The organism is Salegentibacter sp. 24 (assembly GCF_004362395.1).
In the GTDB taxonomy this organism is placed as follows: domain Bacteria; phylum Bacteroidota; class Bacteroidia; order Flavobacteriales; family Flavobacteriaceae; genus Salegentibacter.
In genome coordinates this window covers 1-23,265 of sequence record NZ_SNWE01000015.1, presented here as the reverse complement: position 1 = coordinate 23,265, position 23,265 = coordinate 1, and the positions used below count along the sequence as shown (strand labels likewise).

Here is a 23,265-nt window from a genome sequence, read left to right as displayed (position 1 = left end):
TATTGCTCCGGACTAAATTTAATTAATCATTCCTGGAGAAAAGCCATAAATCAATTTGCACATTTTTTCTTTCAATTTCGCAGTGGTTGTAATCATAGATCATCCAACTTGTTGTTCTGTTTTTTTTGAAAATTCTGATTTTGATGCCTCGCAGAGCGGGCAACTATAGGTTTCAGGTAGGTTTTCGAAGCTTTTGCCCGGAGCGATTTCATTAGTAATGTCACCGTATTCTGCATCATAAATACTGAGACAAGCTTTACATTGCCAGATTTCTTTACTCAAGTTTTCTTTCCTGTGTTCAGGTTCAGACTTGTTTCCGGGTTTTTCTTCTTCCTGCCCCAGCTGATCAAAATACATTTTACTCAATTCTATAAGTAACCCGGGTAGTTCTACCTTATCTACATCCTGTACGTGCATGATATAATCCCGACTATTAGGATCGAAATTTTGCGCATAGAGTAAATTATAAGTATCACGTATCTTGATTTCTTTTAATCCCTGAGGTGCTTGATTTTTCTCTATCACCACAGTTGTAAAATAGTTGCTCTTTACTACTGAATCAAATATCCCGAAGGTAAGCCCATAGGTACTAATATCATTTTGATCAAAATTAGAAACCAGGTATTTCTTGAGTTCCAGCGCATCTTCATTATCAACCGGGATATGCCAGTTTAGTTCCAGCATAGAGTGGCGAACATTAATTCCGCGTTTCCCCAGAAACTTTTCCCATTCTAATTTTGAATTGTTCGGAATTCCTTTAATAATTAAAGATTTCCAGGGGGTAATGGAAATTTTACCGATTTTAGACGCTGCACATAGATCACACATATCCTTTAAGAAGCTGGTGTAATATTTATTATTTCGCCAGTAAAGCCCGAGCCAGTAATTATCCATTCCAATTTTGTTCATTCCCTCGTAATATGGAAATGGCCTATAAGGGATTTCAAGAGGTTTATCGATGGTGCGATTGTTTGTTTCAAGTGCATCGCTTAATATATTAAAGATCATATCTACCTCTTCCGGTTCTTCCTTTAGTAGTTCCTCGATTGCATAGACAACCTCGCCCACATCCCAGGTATAAATTAGCGCCGGATACACCTGCATTTTTTTCCATTGTGGTAATCTGATATAAAGGAACCAATAATCCTGATGAGCTGAAGCGATAAAATTTAGATGGCCTGTAAATAAAGGAACCAGGCGTTGTTTAGGATCGGTGATGTTTACTTTTAAATTGGGCGGATTTCTAAATTGCTCCAGTACGTATAAATAACGGTCACCAGTAAGCCAAGGGGTAGCCGGAAAAATATCTGCAGCTACATAAGAAGAAACAATATTTTCAGCTCCAAGGGTTTTGGGTTGAATAATTTGATATTTATCTTCCTGGGAAAAATTTTCTGGATCAATAATTTTTGTAATTAAAACATCCTGACGTGATCCCAGCGATATTGAATTTGAACCACAAGCTTCGGCCAATTCCACAATTTCTCTCAATTCCGCGGGAGATAAAACCCCTCCTTTTATGATTATTCTTGAGAATGTCTTTTCCATAGTATTTAATTTAAACCGACCTGAATACTTTTTTTAATTCTTCGGCTTTCTGGTCAATCTTAATCTATAAGCCTGCTATCCAGCTAATAAAATCTCCCTCACTTCGGTTTTACAACTTCCGCAACCCAACCCTGCACCGGTTTCCTTGCAAAGCGCCGTAAAGTCATTATTTCCAGTTTTGATCGCATCTTTCAGGTTTCCGATTCCAACCTGGGAACAGGAACAAACAAGCTTTCCTTTTACCGGTTTATTACCTGATGAACCCCGCAACAATGTATTTCGTTTATCGGCTAGTTCCATCTTACTTTCAATAAGGGTTTTAAATTCAGCAAACTCGTTCTTATCACCCATTAAAATGGCGCCAACGAGCAGATCATTTTTTACTATGCATTTTTTATAGTAGCGTTTGCTAACATCAGTAAACACAATTTCTTCATAGGATGGGTCGTTTTCAGGAACATTGATTTCTCCTATACTACACAGGTCAAGATCTTTGAATTTTAAAATATTCATAAGTACAGACCCCTTGTAAATACTACCTACATCGCCGGCAAGGAAATTAGAAAGACTTTCGGCCTGTTCTTCCGCAGCGGAGGTGATTCCAAACAACTGGTTTTTGAATTCAGCAATTTCTCCAATAGCAAAAATATCGGGATTACTGGTTTGTAAATGTTCATTGACTTTTACACCGCGTCCACACAAAAGGCCGCTTTCTTTTGCAATTTCAATATTTGGACGGGTACCGATAGCATAGGCAATTGCGTGTGCATTTAGGATTTTTCCACTCTTTAAAGTGATATTTAATTCCCCGGGATCATCCTGAGCGTCAAAAACCGTACTCACCTCGTTATCGAAATAAATATTTATTCCCCGTTCCTGGACGTCCCTGGCAAGTAGTTTACTGGATAGGATATCCAGTTGGCGCTCCATAAGCCGTGATGAGCGTTGCACTATGGTGATATTCACATTTTCTTTTTGCAAGGCTGCCGCAAGCTCTAAGCCAAGCAGGCCACCGCCAACAATCACTACGTGCTGCTCTTCTGGGGGTAGGCCGGTATTTTGCAGGTAGGTTTTAAATTGATCGGCATCTGACTTACTTCGCATGGTAAATCTTCCTGGAGAACCAAGCTGGGCGTCTTTTGGTACAAATGCCCGACTACCGGTGGCAATAATCAATTTATCAAAATAATGGTTTTCACCCAAATGGTCGGTTACCAACTTTCCTTTTTCATCTATTTTGGAAATAGAACGGCCTTTATGGAGTTGAAGATTTAATTTTCCCAATTCAACTTCCTTGATTTTTAAAAGTTTTTCCCAGCTGAGTTCTTCAGTAACATATTCGGGCAGTAAAACCCTGTTATAAAAAGGATGCTCTTCTTCTGAAAAGACATGCAACTCATCATCCTTATTATGGTCGCGATAATTTTGAACAAACCGAAATGCTGATGCTCCCGCACCGATGATTATTATTTTTTCAACCGGCTTTTGATATTTTGAAACCGAAACCCTGGTAAATTTGAAATCGGGTTCTTTTGATTGCGGATCAACCCGGTTAAAGGTTAAATTATTTGTCCGGTTAAGATCACTCCGAAGTTGTTTCCCCCAATGCATTGGTAAAAATAGTACACCCGGCCTTACATCTTTGGTAATTTTCGCTCGGACTCTAACATTTCCATTTTCGCTTTTTACTTCAACTACCTCGCCGTTCTTAATAAAATTCTTAATACCATCTACAGGATTGATCTCTAAGACCGGTGAAGAATAATGGGTGCGTAGCCGCGAGACCTTTCCCGTTTTTGTCATACTGTGCCACTGGTCCCTAACCCTCCCTGTGGTTAGGATTAATGGGAATTCTTCATCGGGTTGAATAGATGTGTTATTAATTGACGCAGGAATATTAAAAATCGCTTTTTTAGAGGGGGTATAAAACTGGTGATCCTCAAATAGCCTTTTAGTCCCGGGATGGCGATATTGCGGTACTGGCCATTGAATACTTCCTTCGTTTTTTAAACGGTCGTAATTTAGATGGGAAATATCAATATTAGTGCCTCTAGTCATTTGGCAGTATTCCGCGTAAATTTCCTCTGTAGCGTTATAGTTAAATTCAGAGAACCCCATTCTTTGGGCAAAATCGCAAAAGATTTCTACATCGGCACGGGCTTCCCCGGGGGGCGTGAGTGCCTGAGGTAAATATGAAATCCGTCTTTCAGAATTGGTCATAGTACCTTCCTTTTCCATCCATCCGGCGGCAGGTAATACCAAATCGGCATATTCCAGGGTGTCAGATTTATGCGAGATTTCCTGAACCACTACAAATTTGGCTTTTTTAAGTGCAGCTTCTGCTCTACGAACATCGGGCAGGCTCACCAGCGGATTGGTACAGGCAATCCATACCGCCTTTAATTTACCGCTTTCTAGGGCATCAAACATTTCTGTTGCAGTATAGCCCGGTTTTTCTGAGATCTTATCTACGCCCCAAAAATCAGCTACTTCCTGTCTGTGTTCCGGATTATTCAGATTTTTATGAACTGCGAGTAAATTGGCCATTCCACCAACTTCCCGTCCACCCATGGCGTTGGGCTGCCCCGTTAGAGAAAAGGGCCCATTGCCGGGTTTTCCTACCCTCCCGGTTATGAGGGAAAGGTTAAGTAATGCGAAATTTTTATCGGTGCCCACAGAACTTTGATTAAGCCCCATAGCCCACATACTGATAAAACCTTTGGAACGACCAACCAATTCAGCGGCTTGTTTAATTTCATCTATCGGCACACCACATGCTTTAGCAGCTTTTTTGAGAGAAAGTGAATAGGCTTGCTTTTTATAATCCTGAAAATTTTCAGTGTGTTCCTTTACAAAATTTTTGTCGATATAGCCTCTTTCTATCAGGCGGCGACCAATAGCGTTAAACAAAATAATATCGGTCCCTGGGATAAGTTGCAGGTGGAGATCGGCAAAGCGCGCAGAATCGGTCTTACGTGGGTCCACCACAATTACTTTTACCTCTTCCGGGTTTTCCTCTTTATGTTTTTCCAGTCTTCGGAACAGAATAGGGTGGCACCAGGCCGGGTTGGCTCCGGCGATTAAAAAACAATCAGCCAGTTCAATATCATCATAGGATACCGGCACCGAATCCTCACCAAATGTTTTTTTATAGGCTACTACCGCGGAGCTCATGCATAATCGGGAATTGGTATCAATATTATTTGTACCAAGAAATCCTTTGGTGAGTTTGTTAGCGATGTAATATTCTTCAGTAAGGCATTGTCCCGACACATAGAAACCAACGCTATCCGGGCCGTATTTTTGAATTAGGGTTTTAAAAACCCGAGCGGCCCGATCCAGGCCCTGGTCCCAGCTTACACGTTCTCGTGGATGGGATTTGCTCCAACGCATTTCCGGATGCAGTATCCTGTCGGATAAATCATTGGCTACATAGTCAAGGTTCATCCCTTTAGAACATAGCATTCCGCGGTTTACAGGATGGTTTAGGTCACCTTTAACCGTGATTTTATTATCAGGACCTTTTTCTGCTACAATACCACAGCCCACTCCGCAATAGGAGCAGGTAGTTTTTATTTTTTCTTTTAGTACTTTTTTCATAAACTCAGCGACAAAATATACTTAAACGCTGGTTATTAAGCGCTTATAATTTATTAAAAGAAGGGGTTTTTTCTGCTAAATCTTCATATAATTCGGGCGTTTATTAAAGACTTTTTAGGCATTTTGATGACGTAACTCTATTGCGGCCTTTTTTTCGTCTTCGTGTGAGAAACGAATTGCCAGGCTAACGAGTCCTGCGGCTAGAATGCTGAAACCAATCCATAGAAAAGCATCAGAAATTGCTGCTGAAGATGCCGAAGCTCTTGCTGCTTCAACAATTTCACTGCTACGTCCTTGGTTAGCCGCAATTGCTGCTTCTTCGGCTGCAACTGATTTAATTTTTAGGAATAATGCTGCTAAAAACGCCCCAACATTTCCGCCAGCACCTACAATTCCGGAGATAGAGCCGATGGCCTTTTTATTGATAAACGGGACCACGGCAAATGTGGCACCTTCGGCCATTTGTACAGCTAGGCTGAATGCAGTGAGGAGTACAATGGCTATAATAAGGCTTCCGGCCATGGAGAATAACGAAAGTATAACACCTTCGGCAATTAGAATTAGGGTAAGAAAGAATACACGACCCCTTAACCCACCTTTTTCTCCTGATTTATCACCAAAGTATCCGCCCAGGGTCCTGGCAAAAAGGTTCATTAGTGCGAAGCCTAAAATAATGTTTCCGGCTGTTACGCGTTCCAGGTTAAAAGTGTTTTGCAAGTAGCTGTCCATGGTCCCGTAAACGGTAAGTTCTATTCCGAAGCAAACTCCGTAAACTACAAAAAGTATCCATACGCGATAATCTTTGATAGCGGTTAAGAAGCCGTTTTGATCTTTTTTAATGGGAATTCTTTTTCCCGATTTTTTTAAGTCTGAAAAATTTCCTTCCGGGGTATCCTGGGTAAAGAAATAATAAACAAAACCCATAATGAAACATACCAGTCCGGCCACTACCATGGCATAACGCCAGACTTCGGCTTCCGCCACTCCGAAAGCAACGAGGCCGGCGGCAATTAATGGCATTCCCAACCTATTTGCACCACCACCCAGGTTACCCCAGCCGGCAGAAGTTGCATTAGCCGTGCCCACTACATTAGACGCGAACATCAGTGAAGTATGCACCTGTGTTATTACGAATGAGGCCCCGATGAACCCCATAAATAAACGACAAAGCTGGAATTGCAGAGGGGTTTGCACCAGCCCGCATAGAATAGTGGGAATGGCTCCTAACATCAGTAACCAGGTGTAACAAATCCTAGGGCCGTACTTATCGCATAATTTGCCTATAAGTAGACGGGCAAATACTGTTCCCGAGACAGCCAGGATAATAGCGTTCCATTTTTGGGATGGACTAAGTCCTAAATCTTCTTCTACCTGGGGCATAAAGGGTACAATTCCAAACCAGGAAAAAAAGCAGATAAAAAAGGCTATGGCCGAAATCCAAAATGTTCTTATTGGGATACTTTTTAAATTTCTTAAATCTAATTTAGTTGCTTTACCAGTGATCACATCTTTCATAATACTTAGTTTTAAGTATTTAAAAATAAGTATAAATACTTAGAAAAATAAGTAAAGATGAATTAATACGAAAATTGGAAAAAGGAAGCTTTAGAATTATAAATGTTCAAAAACTTAAGGGGTAAATTATCAATTTTCGGGTAAGAGATAGTATTTAGCAGTAAGCTTGAAAATAAAATGAGTTCAAAAGGTGCCCAGATTGTTTTGGTATAGGGACATATGGTTAAATTAAATTAAGCTCGCGGGATTTATGGGTGAGTTCCATAAGGTTTTTTACTTCTAGTTTTTTCATCAAATTAAATCGGTGGGCTTCTGCAGTTCGCTTACTAATTTCAAGCTTATCGCCAATTTCCTGGTTATTTTTTCCTTTCAAAATAAGTTCCAGGATTTGTTTCTCCCTTTTGGTAAGTATGTTTAGTGCAGGATCCTGTTGTTGAGCGCTTGCATCTACACGCTTTTCAGAACCTCCATTCACAAAATTGTTCACGATAATTGCAGAAATATCACCACTAAAATATTTCCCTCCGCCAGCAATCTTATTAATGGCTTTAAGGAATTCTTCCTTGCTGGATCCTTTTAATAAATAACCATCTGCGCCTGCTTCTACGCATTGTACTACGTATTCGGTGGAATCGTGCATAGAAAGAACTAGAGTTTTTAGAGTTGGAAAATCCTTTTTTACTTTTTTTACTACTTCAATGCCGTTTAGTTCTGGCATTCTAATATCTACAATAAGTAAATCAGGCGTATCTTTTTCAATGATTTCAAGAGCTTCCTTTCCGTTGGCCGCCTCATTTACCACAGTTAGGTTTTCCTCATTTTCCAATAGGGCATTAATGCCATCACGTACTAATTCGTGGTCATCGGCTAAAAGAATTTTGGTTTGCCCCATAATCGTTTTGATTTTATACGTACGAAAATACGCATTTTTAAATATAAGTCTACTCTTGTTGTAATGGAAGATTAAGCGTTACTCGTGTCCCTTCTCCAGGAGAGGAATTAATGAAAAGTCGACTGTCTATAAATTTCACACGCTCTTTCATAAAGGTGAGTCCCATTCCACGATAACCGCTTTCTTCTGCTGAAATACTTTCGGGATCAAATCCTTTGCCGTTATCTTCAATGCTAATACTTAAAATTTCTTTACTGTGGCTTACACTCACAATAATATGGGTGGAATCAGCATATTTAATAGCGTTATTGACAGCTTCCTGGGTGATGCGGTAAAGGTTGATTTCAATAATATTTCCCAATCGCTGTGAAAACCCGGTTTTATTGAATAAAATAATATTTTTTCCGGTTAATTTTGAAAGCTCTTGGGTAAGTTTTTGAAGGGCCGGTACAATCCCGTGATCAGTAAGTTCAGGAGGAGTTAGATTGAAGGTAGCAGCCCTCACGCCCTGAATAATTCTTGTACTTAATTCCTTTAAATTTTCAATTTTACTTTCTGCCTTTTCCGGGTACTTAAAGTCTATACTTTCCAGGTTATATTTAAGTCCGGTTAGCATTTGGCCAATTCCGTCATGAATATCTTTAGCAATCCGGTTTTGTTCATTTTCCTGATTTTCAATAATTTTTTTCGCAATCAGTCCCTGTTGCCGCATCTTTTCTTCGTAACTCTGGCGGGTAAGTTCCTCGATTTTTAATTGGGATTCTTTATTTTTCGTGATATCTACCCCAATTATGGTAAGTTCGGTTTTATCTTTTTCGGGTTGAAACGGAACTATAGAAAGCTCAAGCCAAATATCTTTTTTTTCTTTTGTCGAAGCTTTTACTTCCCCCTGCCAGCCTGATCTTTTATGCGCTGAAATAAGTTTTTCAATATTGAGTTGTTCGTTTTCTTTAGGTGATAAAACTTCGGAGAATTTAGTCTCCATATTAAATTTTTTATACTGAAATAGCTTTGAAAACCGGTCGCCAATATGCAAAATATCACCATTTGGGGTAATTCGGGCAAAAAGTAATATTTTATCCATTGCCTGCCCAAGCGCCCGTAATTCTTTTACCGATTTTTCCCGGGCCTCTCTTACGGCGTCAGCATCCCGGGCCATTTTAACGGCCCGGGATTCGGCGTGCAAGAGATTTTTAATATTGCTTTGAACTCCTTTGGCCGTGGGTAAAAAGATGAAGAAAAATTCCAGTAATAAAATTGAAAGCGTAAAAATGGTTAAAAATAATTCCAGGTTTTGTAGTCGCTCCACCCGTCTATGTGCTTCCTGGTCATACTGATTTACTATAGCGTCCATAATTTCAAGAAAAGCGGCTTCATTTTCTTGAATTTTTCCTATATCAGCTGAAAAATCTTCTATAGGACGGCCGGGGTTTTCTTCTATTTTCAGTATTAAATTCTGGGATGCTTCACTAATAGCTTCAAAATAAGGTTGAATGTCATTGAATTTGTCTTCAATTTCATCGCTCTGTACTGAAGCAATATTTAAACTGTCACTGCCATTTTGTAAAATTTCGTGAGAATGCGCCCAACGAGTAAGGCTTTCTTCCAGGTTTTGTACAATGTTATTGCGCTCGTTTATAGTTTCAGTTTCAAGGAGTAAAAGGCTTTCTTTGGTGAGTTTCTGGCTGAGCATTCGCTGGCGCCCGGAGATATTGATAAGTTTGGAATCTCCTTCCTGTTCCTCTAGAAACTTGCCTATGAATAATTGACTAATGATTACCGAAAGCGCAATAGCCGTTAGTGCCAGAATATATAGCTTTCTAAGTTTAATAAAAGTGTGTTGGTCTAGAGAGCTATGCGATGCCATTATCTATTTTAAAGCTTCTTGTATTAGAGTTTCGCTGCGATTGGAAAGGGCGAGTTTAAGGGCAGCTTCGTGGCCTTCAGGCGACATTTTAGCCCAGGTTTTCTTTACAATGTCTATTATTTTTTCATCATTATGTTTTGCTGCAAAATCTTCAAAATAATGTTCAAGGAAAACCAGGCACACTACATCTTCCATAATTTGAGATTCTTCGTCTTTTTTAATATGCTTTTTTTTAATCAAAAAAGAAACCCGGTCAAGAAATTCTTGATCATAACCTACATCATCCAAAATTTCATATGTAATTTCAGCGTGGGTTTTTTTAAGTTCTTCGCGCCATTTTAAGTATCCAACCCGGTTCATAGGGTAGGTGTCGCGCGGTACTTTCCAACGACAAATATGTTGGGCACGTACGGCAATTTGTAATTCTTGGGAAGCCTGCGGATGAAAATCCAGCAACTTATCCGTCATACGCTTTGAATACAGTAATTCTTTCGGAAATTCCTTTCCATTTGCTTTTTCTAAATTAGGGTCTTCAGCATTTTTTTGGTCTATATGCTGTATGGCTTTCTGGAATTTACTCATTGGGAGGTTTCTTAATCTATAAAACCAATATAGACATTTTCTGATTCAATTTTAACGGGATAGACGGCAATTTTATAATCCTCACCATTAAGGTTATTCCCGTCTTTTAAGGAAAAGGTTTTTTTATGCATAGGGCATGCTACTTTTGGAATTCCTTCTTTATCGCCGATCATCCCGCGAGATAGCACCATTTCAAGTTTATGCGGACAAAGGTTCTGGCAGGCATACCATGATGATTCCCGGGTAAAATTAAATACCGCAATTTGCTTATTTTTATATTTTATGCAGGCACCACCATTTTCAGGAAATTCTTCGGCTTTCCCTACATTTACCCATCTTACTACTTCTGGTAACGCTACACTTTGGTATTGAGCTAATAATTCTTGCATTGTTTTAAAGTTTGATATTAGGAATTGATTCGAAAGCCTTTTAAACTTAGGTCCACGCTCTCGGCATTTTTTGGTCACGAAGGGGGACATAACTAATGTTATCATCTCCTTCATCTGAATTGACAAAATGTTTAAAACGCTTCATCATTTCCGGGTCCTCTATAGCCTGTTTCCATTCACATTCGTAATTGGTAATTAGCCCCTCCATTTCTTTTTCTAGATCTTCGGCAATACCTAAAGAATCTTCGATTACTACTTTTTTTAGGTGTTCAATGCCTCCGTCCAATTTTTCCAGCCAGGGAGCGGTACGCATTAATGGTGCAGCCGTATGGATGTAATACATCAGAAATCTATCAAGATATTTTATGGTTGTTTCATCGTCTAAACCTTCAGCAAGTAAAATGGCGTGTTTTGGGGTGGCGCCTCCATTTCCGCATACATATAAATTCCAGCCAGATTCAACAGCAATGATTCCAAAATCCTTTCCGCGCGCTTCAGCACATTCTCTAATGCAACCGGAAACCCCTCCTTTTAATTTATGCGGTGAGCGCAAACCGCGATAGCGTTCTTCGATTTGAATGGCAAAACTTACACTTTCATGCATTCCGAAACGGCACCAGGTAGAACCCACACAACTTTTAACCGTTCGCAGAGATTTTCCATAGGCATGGCCGCTTTCAAATCCGGCATCGATTAATTCCTTCCATATTTCAGGAAGTTGATGCAGTTCAGCACCAAACAGATCAATACGTTGTCCGCCGGTAATTTTGGTGTAAAGGTCAAATTTCTTGGCTACGGCGCCTATAGTCATTAATTTATCTGGGGTAATTTCACCGCCCGGTATACGTGGAACGATAGAATAAGTCCCGTTTCGTTGAATATTGGCTAAAAACTTGTCGTTACTATCCTGGATGGTTACCTGTTTATTGGCTGTTTCCATAGTAATACTTGCAAAAATCGAAGCCAAAACGGGTTTGCATTTTTCACAACCATGACCTTTTCCGAAGAGATTTAGTGCTTCATTAAAATCTTTGACTTTATTAATTTTTATAAGATCCAGGAGTTCCTGTCGGTTAAAATCGAAATGTTCGCAAATCACCTCTTTTACTTCCTTTCCCAGCGTTTTCATAGTAGCATTAAAAAGATCGGTAACCATAGGTTTGCAGCCACCACAACCTGTTGTGGCTTTGGTTCTAGCCACTACATCGTCCATTGAGCTGCACTGCCCCGTTTCCAGTGGATTGCAGATATCTCCTTTTGAAATGGCCTCGCAGGAACAAATTTGTGCGGTATCGGGTAAATCGGTCATTGAACCCATGGCCGTGTTTTCCCCACCCCGGCTTCCCAGTATAAGATCCTCAGGGTTTTCAGGGAGTTTCATTCCGTTGATATATATCTGGAATAAATTCTGATACTCTGAAGCATCGCCTACTAAAATTCCACCGAGAAGTTTTTTACCATCGCGGGATACGTTTATACGTTTATAAATCCCACATCGTTTATTTTCGTAGGTAATGGCAGATACTTCATCATTTTCAATAAACGGATTACCAAAACTGGCCACATCGGTGCCAATTAGTTTTAACTGGGTGGACATATCAATATGATCGGCCATCGTTTTATCACCACCGCAAATTTGAGAGACAGCAACCTCGGCCATATTATATCCTGGGGCGACAAGGCCGTAGATAGCGTTGTTGTAGAGTGCAGCCTCTCCAATGGCGTAAACATCTTTTGCCGATGTTTCCATCTTATTATTAACCAATATCCCACCACGTTCGCCAATTTTAAGTCCGCCAGTTTTTGCCAGTTCATCGCGTGGGCGGATTCCAGCAGAAATAATAAGCATATCAGTTTCATAACGGGAACCATCTGTAAAGGTAAGTGCATCAATTTCTTCTTCCCCACATATTTCTGAAGTAGCTTTATTGGTTAGTATTTTTATATTTAAATTTTCTATTTTACGAATAAGGGTGTTACTACCGGCATCATCTAATTGCCTGGGCATTAATCGTGGCGCAAATTCTATCACGCTGGTTTCAAGGCCGAGTTCTTTGGCAGCATTGGCTGCTTCCAGTCCTAAAAGTCCGCCTCCAAGCACCGTGGTTTTTGATTTGTTTTTCTTCCGAAGTTTTTTCGCATAGGTTTTTATAGCATCCAAATCTTCTGTAGTACGATACACAAAAACTCCCGTTTTTTCTGAACCTTTTATAGGTGGAATAAAAGCCGAAGAACCTGTGGCAAGTACCAGGTAATCGTAGCTTTGCTTTTCTCCTTTATAGGTGACAACTTCCTTTTCTTCTGTATTAATTTCTGCAATAAGGGAGGAAGTACGTAGTTGAATTCCGTTTTCTTCGTACCAACTTCTTGGAGCCATAAGTAATTCATCTTTTCCTTTCTCTGAGAAATATTCACTCAGGTGCACCCGGTCATAAGCTGGACTCGGTTCTTCCCCGAAGACCTGTATTTGAAAGTCTCCTCTAACAGGACGGGCGATTAATTTCTCACAAAATTTATAACCAACCATTCCATTTCCTACTACAACTATTTTCCTCATAACTACGTAAGTTTGATTCAAATTTAAGTATAAATACGTATTTATACGTATATAATTTAAATTTCTTGAAAGAATTAAGGTTTTACGATAATTAAAGAAACTGATCGCATGATTATAAATTTTATATGCCTGAGAAAGAGAAAAATTCAAAAATATATTTGCAGGGAACACTTCTATGAATTAGATTAACCTGAATTGGTTAAAAAGCTAACCTGTTTGAAGGTCATTACGAATTACTACTAAATAGAGCCAATCCAAAAATAATATTTGTAGAAATCCATCAGGTAAATGGTAGGAAACCTCTTTAGCAGCAAGAGTTAAATCATGTTTATTGGTAATTCTTCAGAAAACTCATACCTATAGAAGCTTTCAGCTATATGATCCAAATAGATAAATCAAACTTCCTGGGAATTGAAAACTGACACATCTGCCTACTGAGATATGCTCTTTTGGGAATAATGGCTAGGAGCCATTTGACCAAAAGAGAAGGTTCTTTTTATATTGCTGCAAAATTATTCCGGAAGTGCCGGTGGCAATTTGTCTGTAAACATCTTTTGGTAAATAGGACTGTTCATGCCACTCTCACCAATGGTTTTGAATTTTTCGGAAGTCCTCTTATCAGAGGCGGTTTTTGTTTCCTGGGCTTTCCCCAGCAGATGGTTTAGAGCAGCCTTCAAAAGGGGTTCTGACGTTTCTCCCAAAACCCCCAGTTCATTAAGGTTTTCTGCATAAACTACATCTGGTGGCAAGCCATTAACATAGTCTGATTTTCCCTCTACATTGGAAGATTTAAAAACTAGCGGCTGAATCGCATATTTATGATTTTCATTGGCACCATTACGGGAAAAATCTGGACTATCATAAAGTGTTACCGAAGCTTGAAATTTCCCAGTAGTTGTCTCTCCAATCTGAATAACATTAATATAGGGTTCAAGTCCGTTGATCACTAACTTACTGGCCGAGGCTGTCTTTCCTGAAGTAAGGACATAAACTCTGGAAAGATGAAGGCTATTAATTGCCTCTGTAGTTCTAATCTCTGGATTGAAACGGTTAACCAGTCTTTCAGGATTATTCTTTTCAAAATGATCCTGATAGTTTTTGTTCCAATGTTCTTTCATAAAGACCTCTCCTTCGAACTGGCCCGTTATCATGCTGGCAAGATCCACTGCTGACTCCACAGATCCTCCTCCATTATATCTCAGATCTAGTATAAGGGCTGTAACACCTTCAGCTTTGAACTGACCAAAAGCAGCATTGAGTTCATCATCAAAATCGGCGACAAAACTATTGTACATTAAATACCCTACTTTTTGACCTTCAACATTAAGAGTCTTAGCTATGTGAACCGGATTTGCTGTATATTGGGAATGATGCAAGGTAATAGTTTTATCACTCATTACGATCGCCCCGTTTTGAATTTCGCCAAGATTGATTGATAACGAATTCTTATCAAGTAAGGCTGAAAAATTATCCATAGTCAATTTCACTCCATCCACTTCAGTAAAGACAGTTCCCCTGGTCAGGCCGGACTCGTGAGCTGAAGTGCCTGGAATAATATATTGAAGAAATCCAAAAATATTGTCAGTTCCACTGATTTGTCCCAGTCCATATTTCATCCCTGCCGTGCTACTGCTGATTCCTTCAAACCTTTCCTCAAGCGATATATAGTCATCTGTAATAAAGCTAAATCTATCCTGTGAAAAAAGAATAGCATCAAAAAGTTTTTTGGGAGATCCAAAACTGGCCAGAAACTCATTTCTCTCTGAATCTTTTACAAAATAAGAGTCGGCGAGCTCAGGCACTTCTGATTTATAAAGATACAATTCGTTCATACCCTTATGTATGAATTGTTCCACTTCATATTCACTTGCTTGTTCTGTTTTAGAATTTTTTTCAGTTTCTGAGACTGTATCATTTAGTGCTTCATCATCCTTCTCACATGAGGTAAGACAGAATGCCGATAAAGCCAGTATTGCAAATAATTTATTGATTTTCATAGTGTTATCTGATTTTATTTTAACAGAAGACTAATCTTACTGCCTATCAAATTTAAACTGCTCAAGTTTTTGGTGTCTGTTGTTTAATATAATTCATCAACTGTGCCAGAATAAAGATTTGCCTGCACCACACTTTATAGAATTATCTCAAAAAACATAAGGAATTCTGGGATTCTTTTATATTTATCTTTAGGTTAAAACTACCAAAAGACCTTATTTGTGGTTGATAAAGAATCTACGCTATGAGCAGAAAAGGTAATAGGAATGAAATGGTGTACACCGATCATGGGGTTTCAGAAATCAATAAGGAGTTAACCTATAAGGTATAAATTGGCTCGACAGGTATTTCAAAAGTATGGAACAGTTGGCAAATAAGGAAAATTGCGGAAGATAAAAAGGTAAAAACAAAATTTTAAATCAGTTCCGAAATGAAAATTCAGGTTCAATTGTATATTATGAAATATTTAAAAATAACATTTTTTTTCTTATTAGCGGGAAATTCCATTTACGCTCAAAATCATCAATCATATGCTGATTTAGAAAATGAAATCTTGGGGTCCTGGCATCTTGAAAATGATCCACGGACTAGATTGAATTTTTTAGAAAATGGTATGCTAAAAAGATATTTTGGAGATGAATTACAATCTACTAATAGGTATGAAATAACTAAAACTTGTTGTGGGGAAGAACTTCAAGATCAACAATTCTTTCTTAAAGAAATTAATAAAAACGGAAATATATTCTGTGCCTATATTGAAGCAATAAACCTTTATAAAGGGTTTTTTACCTTGATGACAAAATCTCAGGGAAAAGTAATCGTTCTTAAGAAAATAAACCCTGACGAAGCAGAAGAGTAAATTTTGAACGAGCAGTAGAGAAAATAAAGACTAATGCTAAAAAAAGTTTTAATAAAGGAATTGAGCCTCTTATAGAATTTTGGGTTTTTCTTTGAATATTCTAATACCTATAGCGAATTACTTAATATTTAGGATCTGTGGTTTTTATAAAACTTATATTTCGTTAATTCCGATTTTCGATGGTTTAAAGCTTTCTTTATACACTGACTAAGTTTTTCATTGCCTAACTTTTATCTTAAAAAATGGTAAGCATTGTAAAATAGCTTTTCGCGAAAACTTTCATTTCTACACTTACTAATTATACAATTTGTAGTAAAAGAATTATATCAATTTTTCTCAGTCAGTATAATCTTAATCAAAAGGCTGTTTATTAGATATGCTGAAAGAATTTAATTCCATTAATTTCAACTAAATTTTGTTAAGCAAATTAAGCTATATTCATTTTTATACATTTGTTTTAATTATCCGGTTAATTTATTTCTTTCCTATTTTATAATTTAAATGTTTTACCAATTCGATGAAGAAAAACAAGAAAATTTCAATGAAAGATATCTCCAAAGAACTGGGGATATCAATTACTACTATTTCTTTTATTATAAATAACAAAGCTGAGAATAAAATTAGCAAAGAGGTTATAAAAAAAGTAAAAGATTATATCGAAAAGGTAGGATATAAACCTAACTCCTCAGCCCAAAGCTTAAGAACGGGGAAATCAAAAACTATTGTTTTCATGGCTGAGGATATTTCGGATCCATTTTTTTCCGCCATAGCTAAGGAAATGGAAACAATTGCATTCAATAATGGATATAAAATTATTTACTGTAGTACAGAGAACAAGAAAGAAAGAGCCTTGGAGTTACTTAATCTTTTTAAGGACAGGCAAGTAGATGCATTTATAATTACGCCTCCGGAAGGATTTGAGGATGAATTAAAAAATTTAATTTATGGCGAAAATCAGGTAGTAATGGTATTCGATCGACATTTTGATGGGTTTAAACATAATTATGTAGTACTGGAAAACTATAATGGAGCAAGGGAGGCGACCAAATCTCTGTATGATTCTGGAAAAAGAAATATTGCATTTATTGGAATTAAATCAGTTCTTTCACCTTTATCCAATCGATTAGAGGGTTATAGGGATTCAATAAAAAAATATAATTTAAAAGAATATTCTTTACTTATCCTTTTTGATAATATAAAAACTGAAAAAGGTCGAGATGATATTAAATTTTTTCTAGAAAAACATCCAGAGATTGATGGGATTTTATTCGCTACGAATAATCTTGCTATAAGTGGCCTCAGAGTGATTAAGAATAAAGGTTTATTAATACCTGAGGATCTTGGTATTATTTCTTTTGATGACCGAGATGTTTTTGAATTATTTACCCCACCAATTAGTGTAATAGCCCAACCGGTACAGGAATTAGCAGAGCAATTAATTAAGGGCACATTAAAGTTGCTAAAAACAAAACCGTTTAAGGAAGATGCATTTTACCAAAAAGCTCTAAAAGGAAAACTGATTATTCGTAAATCTCAGTAGTCTATTATTTCTTTACATATGGGTGATTTCCTGCCTTTCTTTATTTCTTAAAAATTTTCACTTTTGTTTAATTTATTTGGTAGAAAAGAATATCATAGTTACATTCGCTTTAAGGTAAAACGTTTTACTAGATCGTTTTCGGATATTTTTTGGTTAATAATTCGATGTTATGAAATTCAAGACAATTTTTTCTTTGTTTCTAACTCCATTGCTATCAGTAGTGGGCTATACTCAATATTTGGAACCAAAGGTAGTTGGTGATGAAAAATCTGGATACTATGTGGAAATTTATAATAATTCCGAACTTTTATTAAAAAGCCAAGGAGAATTTGATTTAGATCTCTCCAATTTAGATTCAAGTGTGCAATTGGATATTAAGGAATGGAAGGCATCCTCTTATAAAAGAACATCATCAGGTATTATCCTTGAAAAAAATCTATACTTAAAGCAATTTGATGCTAATCTTAGTACGGAAGTTATCTATGAAAAGATAAAACGTGGTTTAATAAAAAAAACGGTGAGGTTAAGTCAAAATTCTATTCCTAATTTTTATTTTTCCCTGATTTTAAGTAGTAAACCTGCAAAAACACCCCAGAAGTATGTAACATTTGAGCATAAAGACTTCCCTGGAGGTATGATCCATGAGCTCTATCCTTCTGCAGGTTTTATTACAAAACAAGGGCTTGTGTTAGGATTTTTAACCAATCCCGGATATAAGAATAATTTTACGAGAACTACTAGAAGGCGTTTCTCCGGAAGAGGGGGAGGGATGATCGGAATGAGGATACTTCCCGATCTTAGACTTTTATCTGTAGCTAACGAAAATCAACAAAGAGATGGCAAGCATTTCGTTAAATATACTTTCGGTGAAGCTATTGACCTAAACAGGGGGAGTAGTTTTAAAATGACACTAAAAAAGCCTTATCAACCTGAAGGGAAAGTAAGTTTAAGCCAAAACGATTCCTTAATAAAAATGAAATTTTCCGATAAAGGAACAGCTGGATTAAATGTGGAAACCGGAATGCTGTCTCAGAAAATCTATACAATATCATTTTTGGCTAAAGGAGACATGCCTCTGGCAATTAAGCTTTACCGCTTTAAAAATGGTGAAAAGGGTGCTGAACTTGAACATGGAATAAAATATATAGATGGGTTTACCATAGAGAAAAATACTTGGCAAGAATTTACGGGTAGTGTTATGGTTCCTTACATCCAGGGAGATAGTATTCAAATGTTTATCGGCCGGACAAACGGCCTAAAAGGTTCAATATCACTGAAAAACCTTAAAATAGAACGGCATCGGCCTTTTATAGAAAATTACAATAGGATGTCCATGGGAGATACTATTGAGAAGGTGGTTTATATTTTTTCAAAGCCCTGGGAAGGGCACAAGGATTTTAAGGTGGCCTCCCAGATCAAACTGGCTGAAGGTATGGGGTTTCAAGGAAATGAAATTGAAAAAATGCTATATGCCAATTTTCAGATGATGACCTGGATAACATCAGTAGATGATGAAAAGCCTTTCAATGTCCCGAACTTAAATTATTCTCCTGATATGTATAACCGGGATTCATTTTGGTCGGTAATTTCAACATATAATAAATACCTGAATTTATCTATTTGGAATCAATGGGCTGCAACACAGAACTCAAACGGAGCAATAGGAACAATTATTACTCCGTACATGGGATCTGTAGAAGCCAAGGATAATGAAGCAACTATTGAGTGGCTTATTTGGGGCCTTTTAAATAAAAGACGATTTGGTGTAGAACTTCCCAAAGATAAAATTAAACGTGCGGCTGATTACATCCTAAATGAATTTGATGAGAATAGAGATGGAAAATGTGCTTCTCATTTTTCAATGAGTCAAGTAGATGTGATGGAATATCACCCAAAAACTGAAAGAATGGCAGCTAATCAGGGAATGTTTGCTGTTGCTCTAAAAACAATTAAGGAATTAGGATTAGAAATAGACGAAGATTATGTTGAAAAAGCAGAACAAGAATATCGTAATTTTTATGATATTAATAGAGAACATTTGCTTTTTGACTCTAATTATCCTGATCTAATAAGTCTCACTGATCTTGTGCCGGAATTTCTTTCTCTTTGGCTCTTTGATGAACCATTACTGACTGATGAAATGGTACAAAACCATTTAAATCAGATCCCTGCGCTGAACAAAGTTGAGAACTCTCCTTATCCTGAATTAGGGACCACAGCACCCATAATTGTGAGACTCACTGATGATTCAAAAGGTTATACTTATATGGATAGAGAATATCAACCTTTTGGACAATTTGGTCATGATAATTACGGAAATAATAATCGGGATGGATATTATTATAATGGAGGTAGCTGGCTTAGGGCAGAGTATATGGCTTATTCAGTTGGATATTTGCATGGATGGAAGCCAGCAAAAAAACGTATGCAAAACCGATTATGGGCTGAAAAAAACCTTAATCCTAATTGGCCATATAGCAAGGAATTCATCCCTACAAAATGGAAATCTTTCGAAGAATGGTGGCCATCTACTAGAGGATTGAGCTGGAATGTTTTCGTATTAATGGCAAATGAATTAATAGGAGAAAGAACACCAGATATGGATCCAGATTACAGAAAAAATACAGAAGAAACATCTTTATATCAACCTTACTAATCTTAAATTAATAATTATGAAAAAAAATAGTTTAATTCTAAGCCTTCTACTAATTATTGCCAGTGTTAGTTTTGGGACTGCTTTTGCTCAAACTGTTACTGGGGTGGTTACCGATTCAGAAGGCCCTATTCCAGGGGTTTCAATCGTCGAAAAAGGGACTAATAACGGAGCTGTGACTGATTTTGACGGAAATTACAGTATTGAAATTTCGGGTCCGGATCCCATATTAGTTTATTCTTATGTAGGATTTAAAACCAAAGAGGTGGAAGTCGATGGACAAACTAACATTGACGTTACTTTAGAAAGCGAGGTTTCACAATTGGATGACTTAATAGTTGTTGGTTATACTTCTCAAAAAGAACGAACCATAACGGGTGCTTTAAGTTCTGTTAATGTCGAGGATCTGGAATCACGAAGAGTTTCCAATGTTTCTCAGGCACTACAAGGCCAGGTTGCTGGTGTAAATATTACTCAGAGTACAGGAGCTCCAGGCGATGGGATAGAAGTTAGAATAAGGGGGAATGGGACTATTGGAAATAATAATCCCTTATATGTAGTGGATGGAATTCCTACAAGAGAAATAACTTTTTTAAACCCAAATGATATTAAATCAATGACGGTTCTAAAAGATGCCTCTGCGGCATCTATTTATGGTTCTAGAGCAGCTGGTGGAGTAATAGTTATTGAAACTAAAACAGGTAGTGACAGAAGTGGTATTCAGGTAAATTATTTTAGAGGAATTCAAAAAGTACAGAACCTTCCTACTTTACTCAATGCAGAACAGTATATGCAAACTGTGGAGAGAGCGTGGGATAATGCTGGTTATGAAGGAGTTAATCCCTATATTGAAGACCAAGGAAGAGCTGATTTTGGAAACGTTGATTATTTGGATGAATTATTTGAGTTGGGCATCACCCAGAGTGCTCGTATTTCGGCTTCAGGAGGCAATGAAAAAACAAATTATTTCCTCTCCGCTGGTTATTTTGGTCAGGATGGCCCTGTAGTCTATGATAATGATCAATACAGAAGAATAAATTTTAGATCTAATATTAATTCTAATTTAAATGACCGTTTAAGAGTAGGGGCAAATATTCAGGTATCTTATGAATATAAAGATAGAATATCTTCTAGTGGAGATGCTCCAGGAATCATAAGGCACGCCTTTTTAAGACCTCCTATTATTCCGGTTTTTAAAGATCCTTCCGATCCTACATATACTGAGGCTGATCCATTCACAGATCTTCCATTTTTCGAAAGTCCAGACAGCTACGAAAGTAGTAAATACGAATTTTCTCAGAATCCAATAGCGCTTGCGTATTTTACTGATGATGCCTCCAGAACATTTAAAACTTTTGGAAATCTATTCGCAGAATACAGTATTTTAAGTGATAAATCTTTAAAGTTTCGTACGAATTTTGGAGCAGATATAAATTTTATTCACAATAAGGCTTTCGGAGTTAATTTTGGTGATGATGATGGAGGTGGCGCTGGCCAGGACAGTGGACTAGGAAGACAAAATAGGCCTAATAGTTTAAGTGAGGTAAGGGGAGAGGATATAACTTTAACCTGGAATAATAGTCTGAACTATAAAAAGGAAATTGGAGAGCATACTATTGATGCTTTAGTAGGTTCTGAATTTATCACTAGCCGTCTTTCAAATTTAAACGCATCTCGTACCAGGTTTGACTTTACTCAACCAAATTTCAGATATATGGATTTTGGTGATACAGAACAAGATATTTGGAATGGTGGACTTGCTGAGGAATGGTCGTTGTTCTCTTTTTTTGGTTCGGCAACTTATAGTTACAAGTATAAATATATGTTAACTGCTAATTTAAGAGCGGATGCATCCTCCCGATTTGCAGAGGAAAATCAATGGGGATACTTTCCATCAATGTCTGCTGGTTGGATGATTTCTGAAGAGGAGTTTATTCAAGATTTAGACTGGTTATCAGAGTTGAAATTAAGAGCAAGTTGGGGACAATTGGGAAACCAGGAGATACCAAATTTTGCATATTTGACTTTATACCGTCGGGATGCTGATAGGTATTTAATAAACCGTTATGGGAATCCAGATTTGAAATGGGAAACTACAACTCAAACCAATGTCGGTTTAGATTTCGGATTAATGGAAAACAGATTATTTGGTTCTCTAGATTATTTTAAAAAGGAAACTTCTGATATTTTATTGCCTATTTCCCTACCTCAATTTGTTGGAGATGTTTCTCCTACTTTTTTAAATGCAGGAGAAGTAACTAATAGCGGTTTTGAATTTGGCTTAACCTATAGAAATTATGATAATGAATTCAAATACAAAATAAGCGGAAACGTTTCATCACTAAAAAATGAAGTAAATTCCCTTCATCCAAATCTACCTTATATCTCAGGTATGGTTACCCGAACCCAACCAGGGGAAGCTTTAAATTCTTATTATGGATTTGTTCAGGAAGGTATTTATCAGAATGAAGAAGAAGTGTTAGAACATTTAAATGGAACTGCGAATCCCCCACAGCAGCCTGGTGATATTAAATTTAAAGATTTGAACGGAGATGGAAAAATAAATGATAATGATAGAGATTTTATTGGTAATCCAAACCCCAAGCTCAGCTATGGACTTAATATGGGTTTTAATTATAATGCTTTCGATTTCAATATTCTTTTTCAAGGAGTTAACGGAGTAGACCGTTTTAACGATTTGAAGAAGATAATTGATTATGATACCCGACCTTTTAATTATACAACCCGGGTTTTAAATAGCTGGGATGGTGAAGGTTCTACTAATTCTATACCTAGAGTTAGTTTTTCAGACAACGGTAGTAGCAGGATTTCCGATATCTATGTTGAAGATGCTTCATATTTAAGGCTTAAGAATGTTGAATTAGGTTATAGTTTAAATTTGGAAAAGAATTTAGGAATTAAAAATTTGAGACTATATGTATCCGGACAAAACATTTTTACTATAACAGATTATACGGGTCTTGATCCAGAATCTACAGCCTTGATAGATTATGGGACTTATCCTCAATCATTGACCGTTTTATTCGGTGCAAATATTACTTTATAAAAGTTATATTAATTAAAAGAAATTAAAATGAAAAAAATAAGCAAAACAATTGTTATAGCTCTGAGTGGAATATTTATGAGCTGTAGTTTAGATCAGGACCCTATAGACCTGAATTCGATCTAAGGATTTAATAGAACAGTGCAATTTGATTGGTTGTTTGAGTTTCAAATTTGATCGCTGGTTTTTTTTCCTGGAAAGAAT

Annotated in this window: 13 protein-coding genes; 4 read left to right on the top strand and 9 right to left on the bottom strand. The window is 37.2% G+C overall.

The window, feature by feature from the left end; genetic code table 11:
- Window positions 1-99: 99 nt before the first annotated feature.
- From DET49_RS11625 to DET49_RS11585, 9 genes are all read right to left on the bottom strand, one after another.
- Window positions 100-1,548 carry a rubredoxin domain-containing protein gene (locus tag DET49_RS11625; protein ID WP_133548276.1) on the bottom strand — a complete coding sequence of 483 codons (1,449 nt, stop codon included), beginning with the start codon at window positions 1,546-1,548 and terminating at the stop codon, window positions 100-102.
- A 75-nt stretch (window positions 1,549-1,623) separates the two neighbouring features.
- On the bottom strand, window positions 1,624-5,148 hold the full coding sequence (locus DET49_RS11620) for a nitrate reductase (RefSeq protein WP_133548275.1): 3,525 nt from the start codon (window positions 5,146-5,148) through the stop codon (window positions 1,624-1,626).
- A 114-nt stretch (window positions 5,149-5,262) separates the two neighbouring features.
- Window positions 5,263-6,663, bottom strand: a complete 1,401-nt coding sequence (locus tag DET49_RS11615; protein ID WP_133548274.1) for an MFS transporter — start codon at window positions 6,661-6,663, stop codon at window positions 5,263-5,265.
- Between the two features lie 223 nt (window positions 6,664-6,886).
- Window positions 6,887-7,555: a response regulator transcription factor gene (locus tag DET49_RS11610; RefSeq protein WP_133548273.1), complete on the bottom strand. Its 669-nt coding sequence runs from the start codon at window positions 7,553-7,555 to the stop codon at window positions 6,887-6,889.
- Window positions 7,556-7,604: 49 nt separating this feature from the next.
- Window positions 7,605-9,422: an ATP-binding protein gene (locus DET49_RS11605; RefSeq protein ID WP_133548272.1), complete on the bottom strand. Its 1,818-nt coding sequence runs from the start codon at window positions 9,420-9,422 to the stop codon at window positions 7,605-7,607.
- A gap of 3 nt (window positions 9,423-9,425) precedes the next feature.
- Window positions 9,426-10,004, bottom strand: coding sequence for a DUF4202 domain-containing protein (locus DET49_RS11600; RefSeq protein WP_133548271.1), 579 nt, complete (start codon window positions 10,002-10,004; stop codon window positions 9,426-9,428).
- An 11-nt stretch (window positions 10,005-10,015) separates the two neighbouring features.
- Entirely contained in the window at window positions 10,016-10,393 is a 378-nt protein-coding gene (nirD, locus tag DET49_RS11595) for a nitrite reductase small subunit NirD (protein ID WP_133548270.1), read from the bottom strand.
- 46 nt (window positions 10,394-10,439) lie between these two features.
- Window positions 10,440-12,950, bottom strand: coding sequence for a nitrite reductase large subunit NirB (gene nirB, locus DET49_RS11590; protein ID WP_133548269.1), 2,511 nt, complete (start codon window positions 12,948-12,950; stop codon window positions 10,440-10,442).
- Between the two features lie 512 nt (window positions 12,951-13,462).
- Complete coding sequence (locus DET49_RS11585; RefSeq protein ID WP_133548268.1) at window positions 13,463-14,947, bottom strand: S41 family peptidase; 1,485 nt, start codon at window positions 14,945-14,947, stop codon at window positions 13,463-13,465.
- A gap of 455 nt (window positions 14,948-15,402) precedes the next feature.
- On the opposite strand from DET49_RS11585, the gene DET49_RS11580 reads away from it, so the two are divergent.
- The 4 genes from DET49_RS11580 to DET49_RS11565 all read left to right on the top strand — a co-directional run bounded on the left by DET49_RS11580 (window position 15,403) and on the right by DET49_RS11565 (window position 23,064).
- Window positions 15,403-15,804: a hypothetical protein gene (locus DET49_RS11580; protein WP_133548267.1), complete on the top strand. Its 402-nt coding sequence runs from the start codon at window positions 15,403-15,405 to the stop codon at window positions 15,802-15,804.
- A gap of 517 nt (window positions 15,805-16,321) precedes the next feature.
- Complete coding sequence (locus DET49_RS11575) at window positions 16,322-17,344, top strand: LacI family DNA-binding transcriptional regulator (protein ID WP_133548266.1); 1,023 nt, start codon at window positions 16,322-16,324, stop codon at window positions 17,342-17,344.
- A gap of 169 nt (window positions 17,345-17,513) precedes the next feature.
- Window positions 17,514-20,000, top strand: coding sequence for a hypothetical protein (locus DET49_RS11570; RefSeq protein WP_208109643.1), 2,487 nt, complete (start codon window positions 17,514-17,516; stop codon window positions 19,998-20,000).
- Window positions 20,001-20,016: 16 nt separating this feature from the next.
- Entirely contained in the window at window positions 20,017-23,064 is a 3,048-nt protein-coding gene (locus DET49_RS11565; protein ID WP_133548265.1) for a SusC/RagA family TonB-linked outer membrane protein, read from the top strand.
- Window positions 23,065-23,265 lie beyond the last annotated feature (201 nt).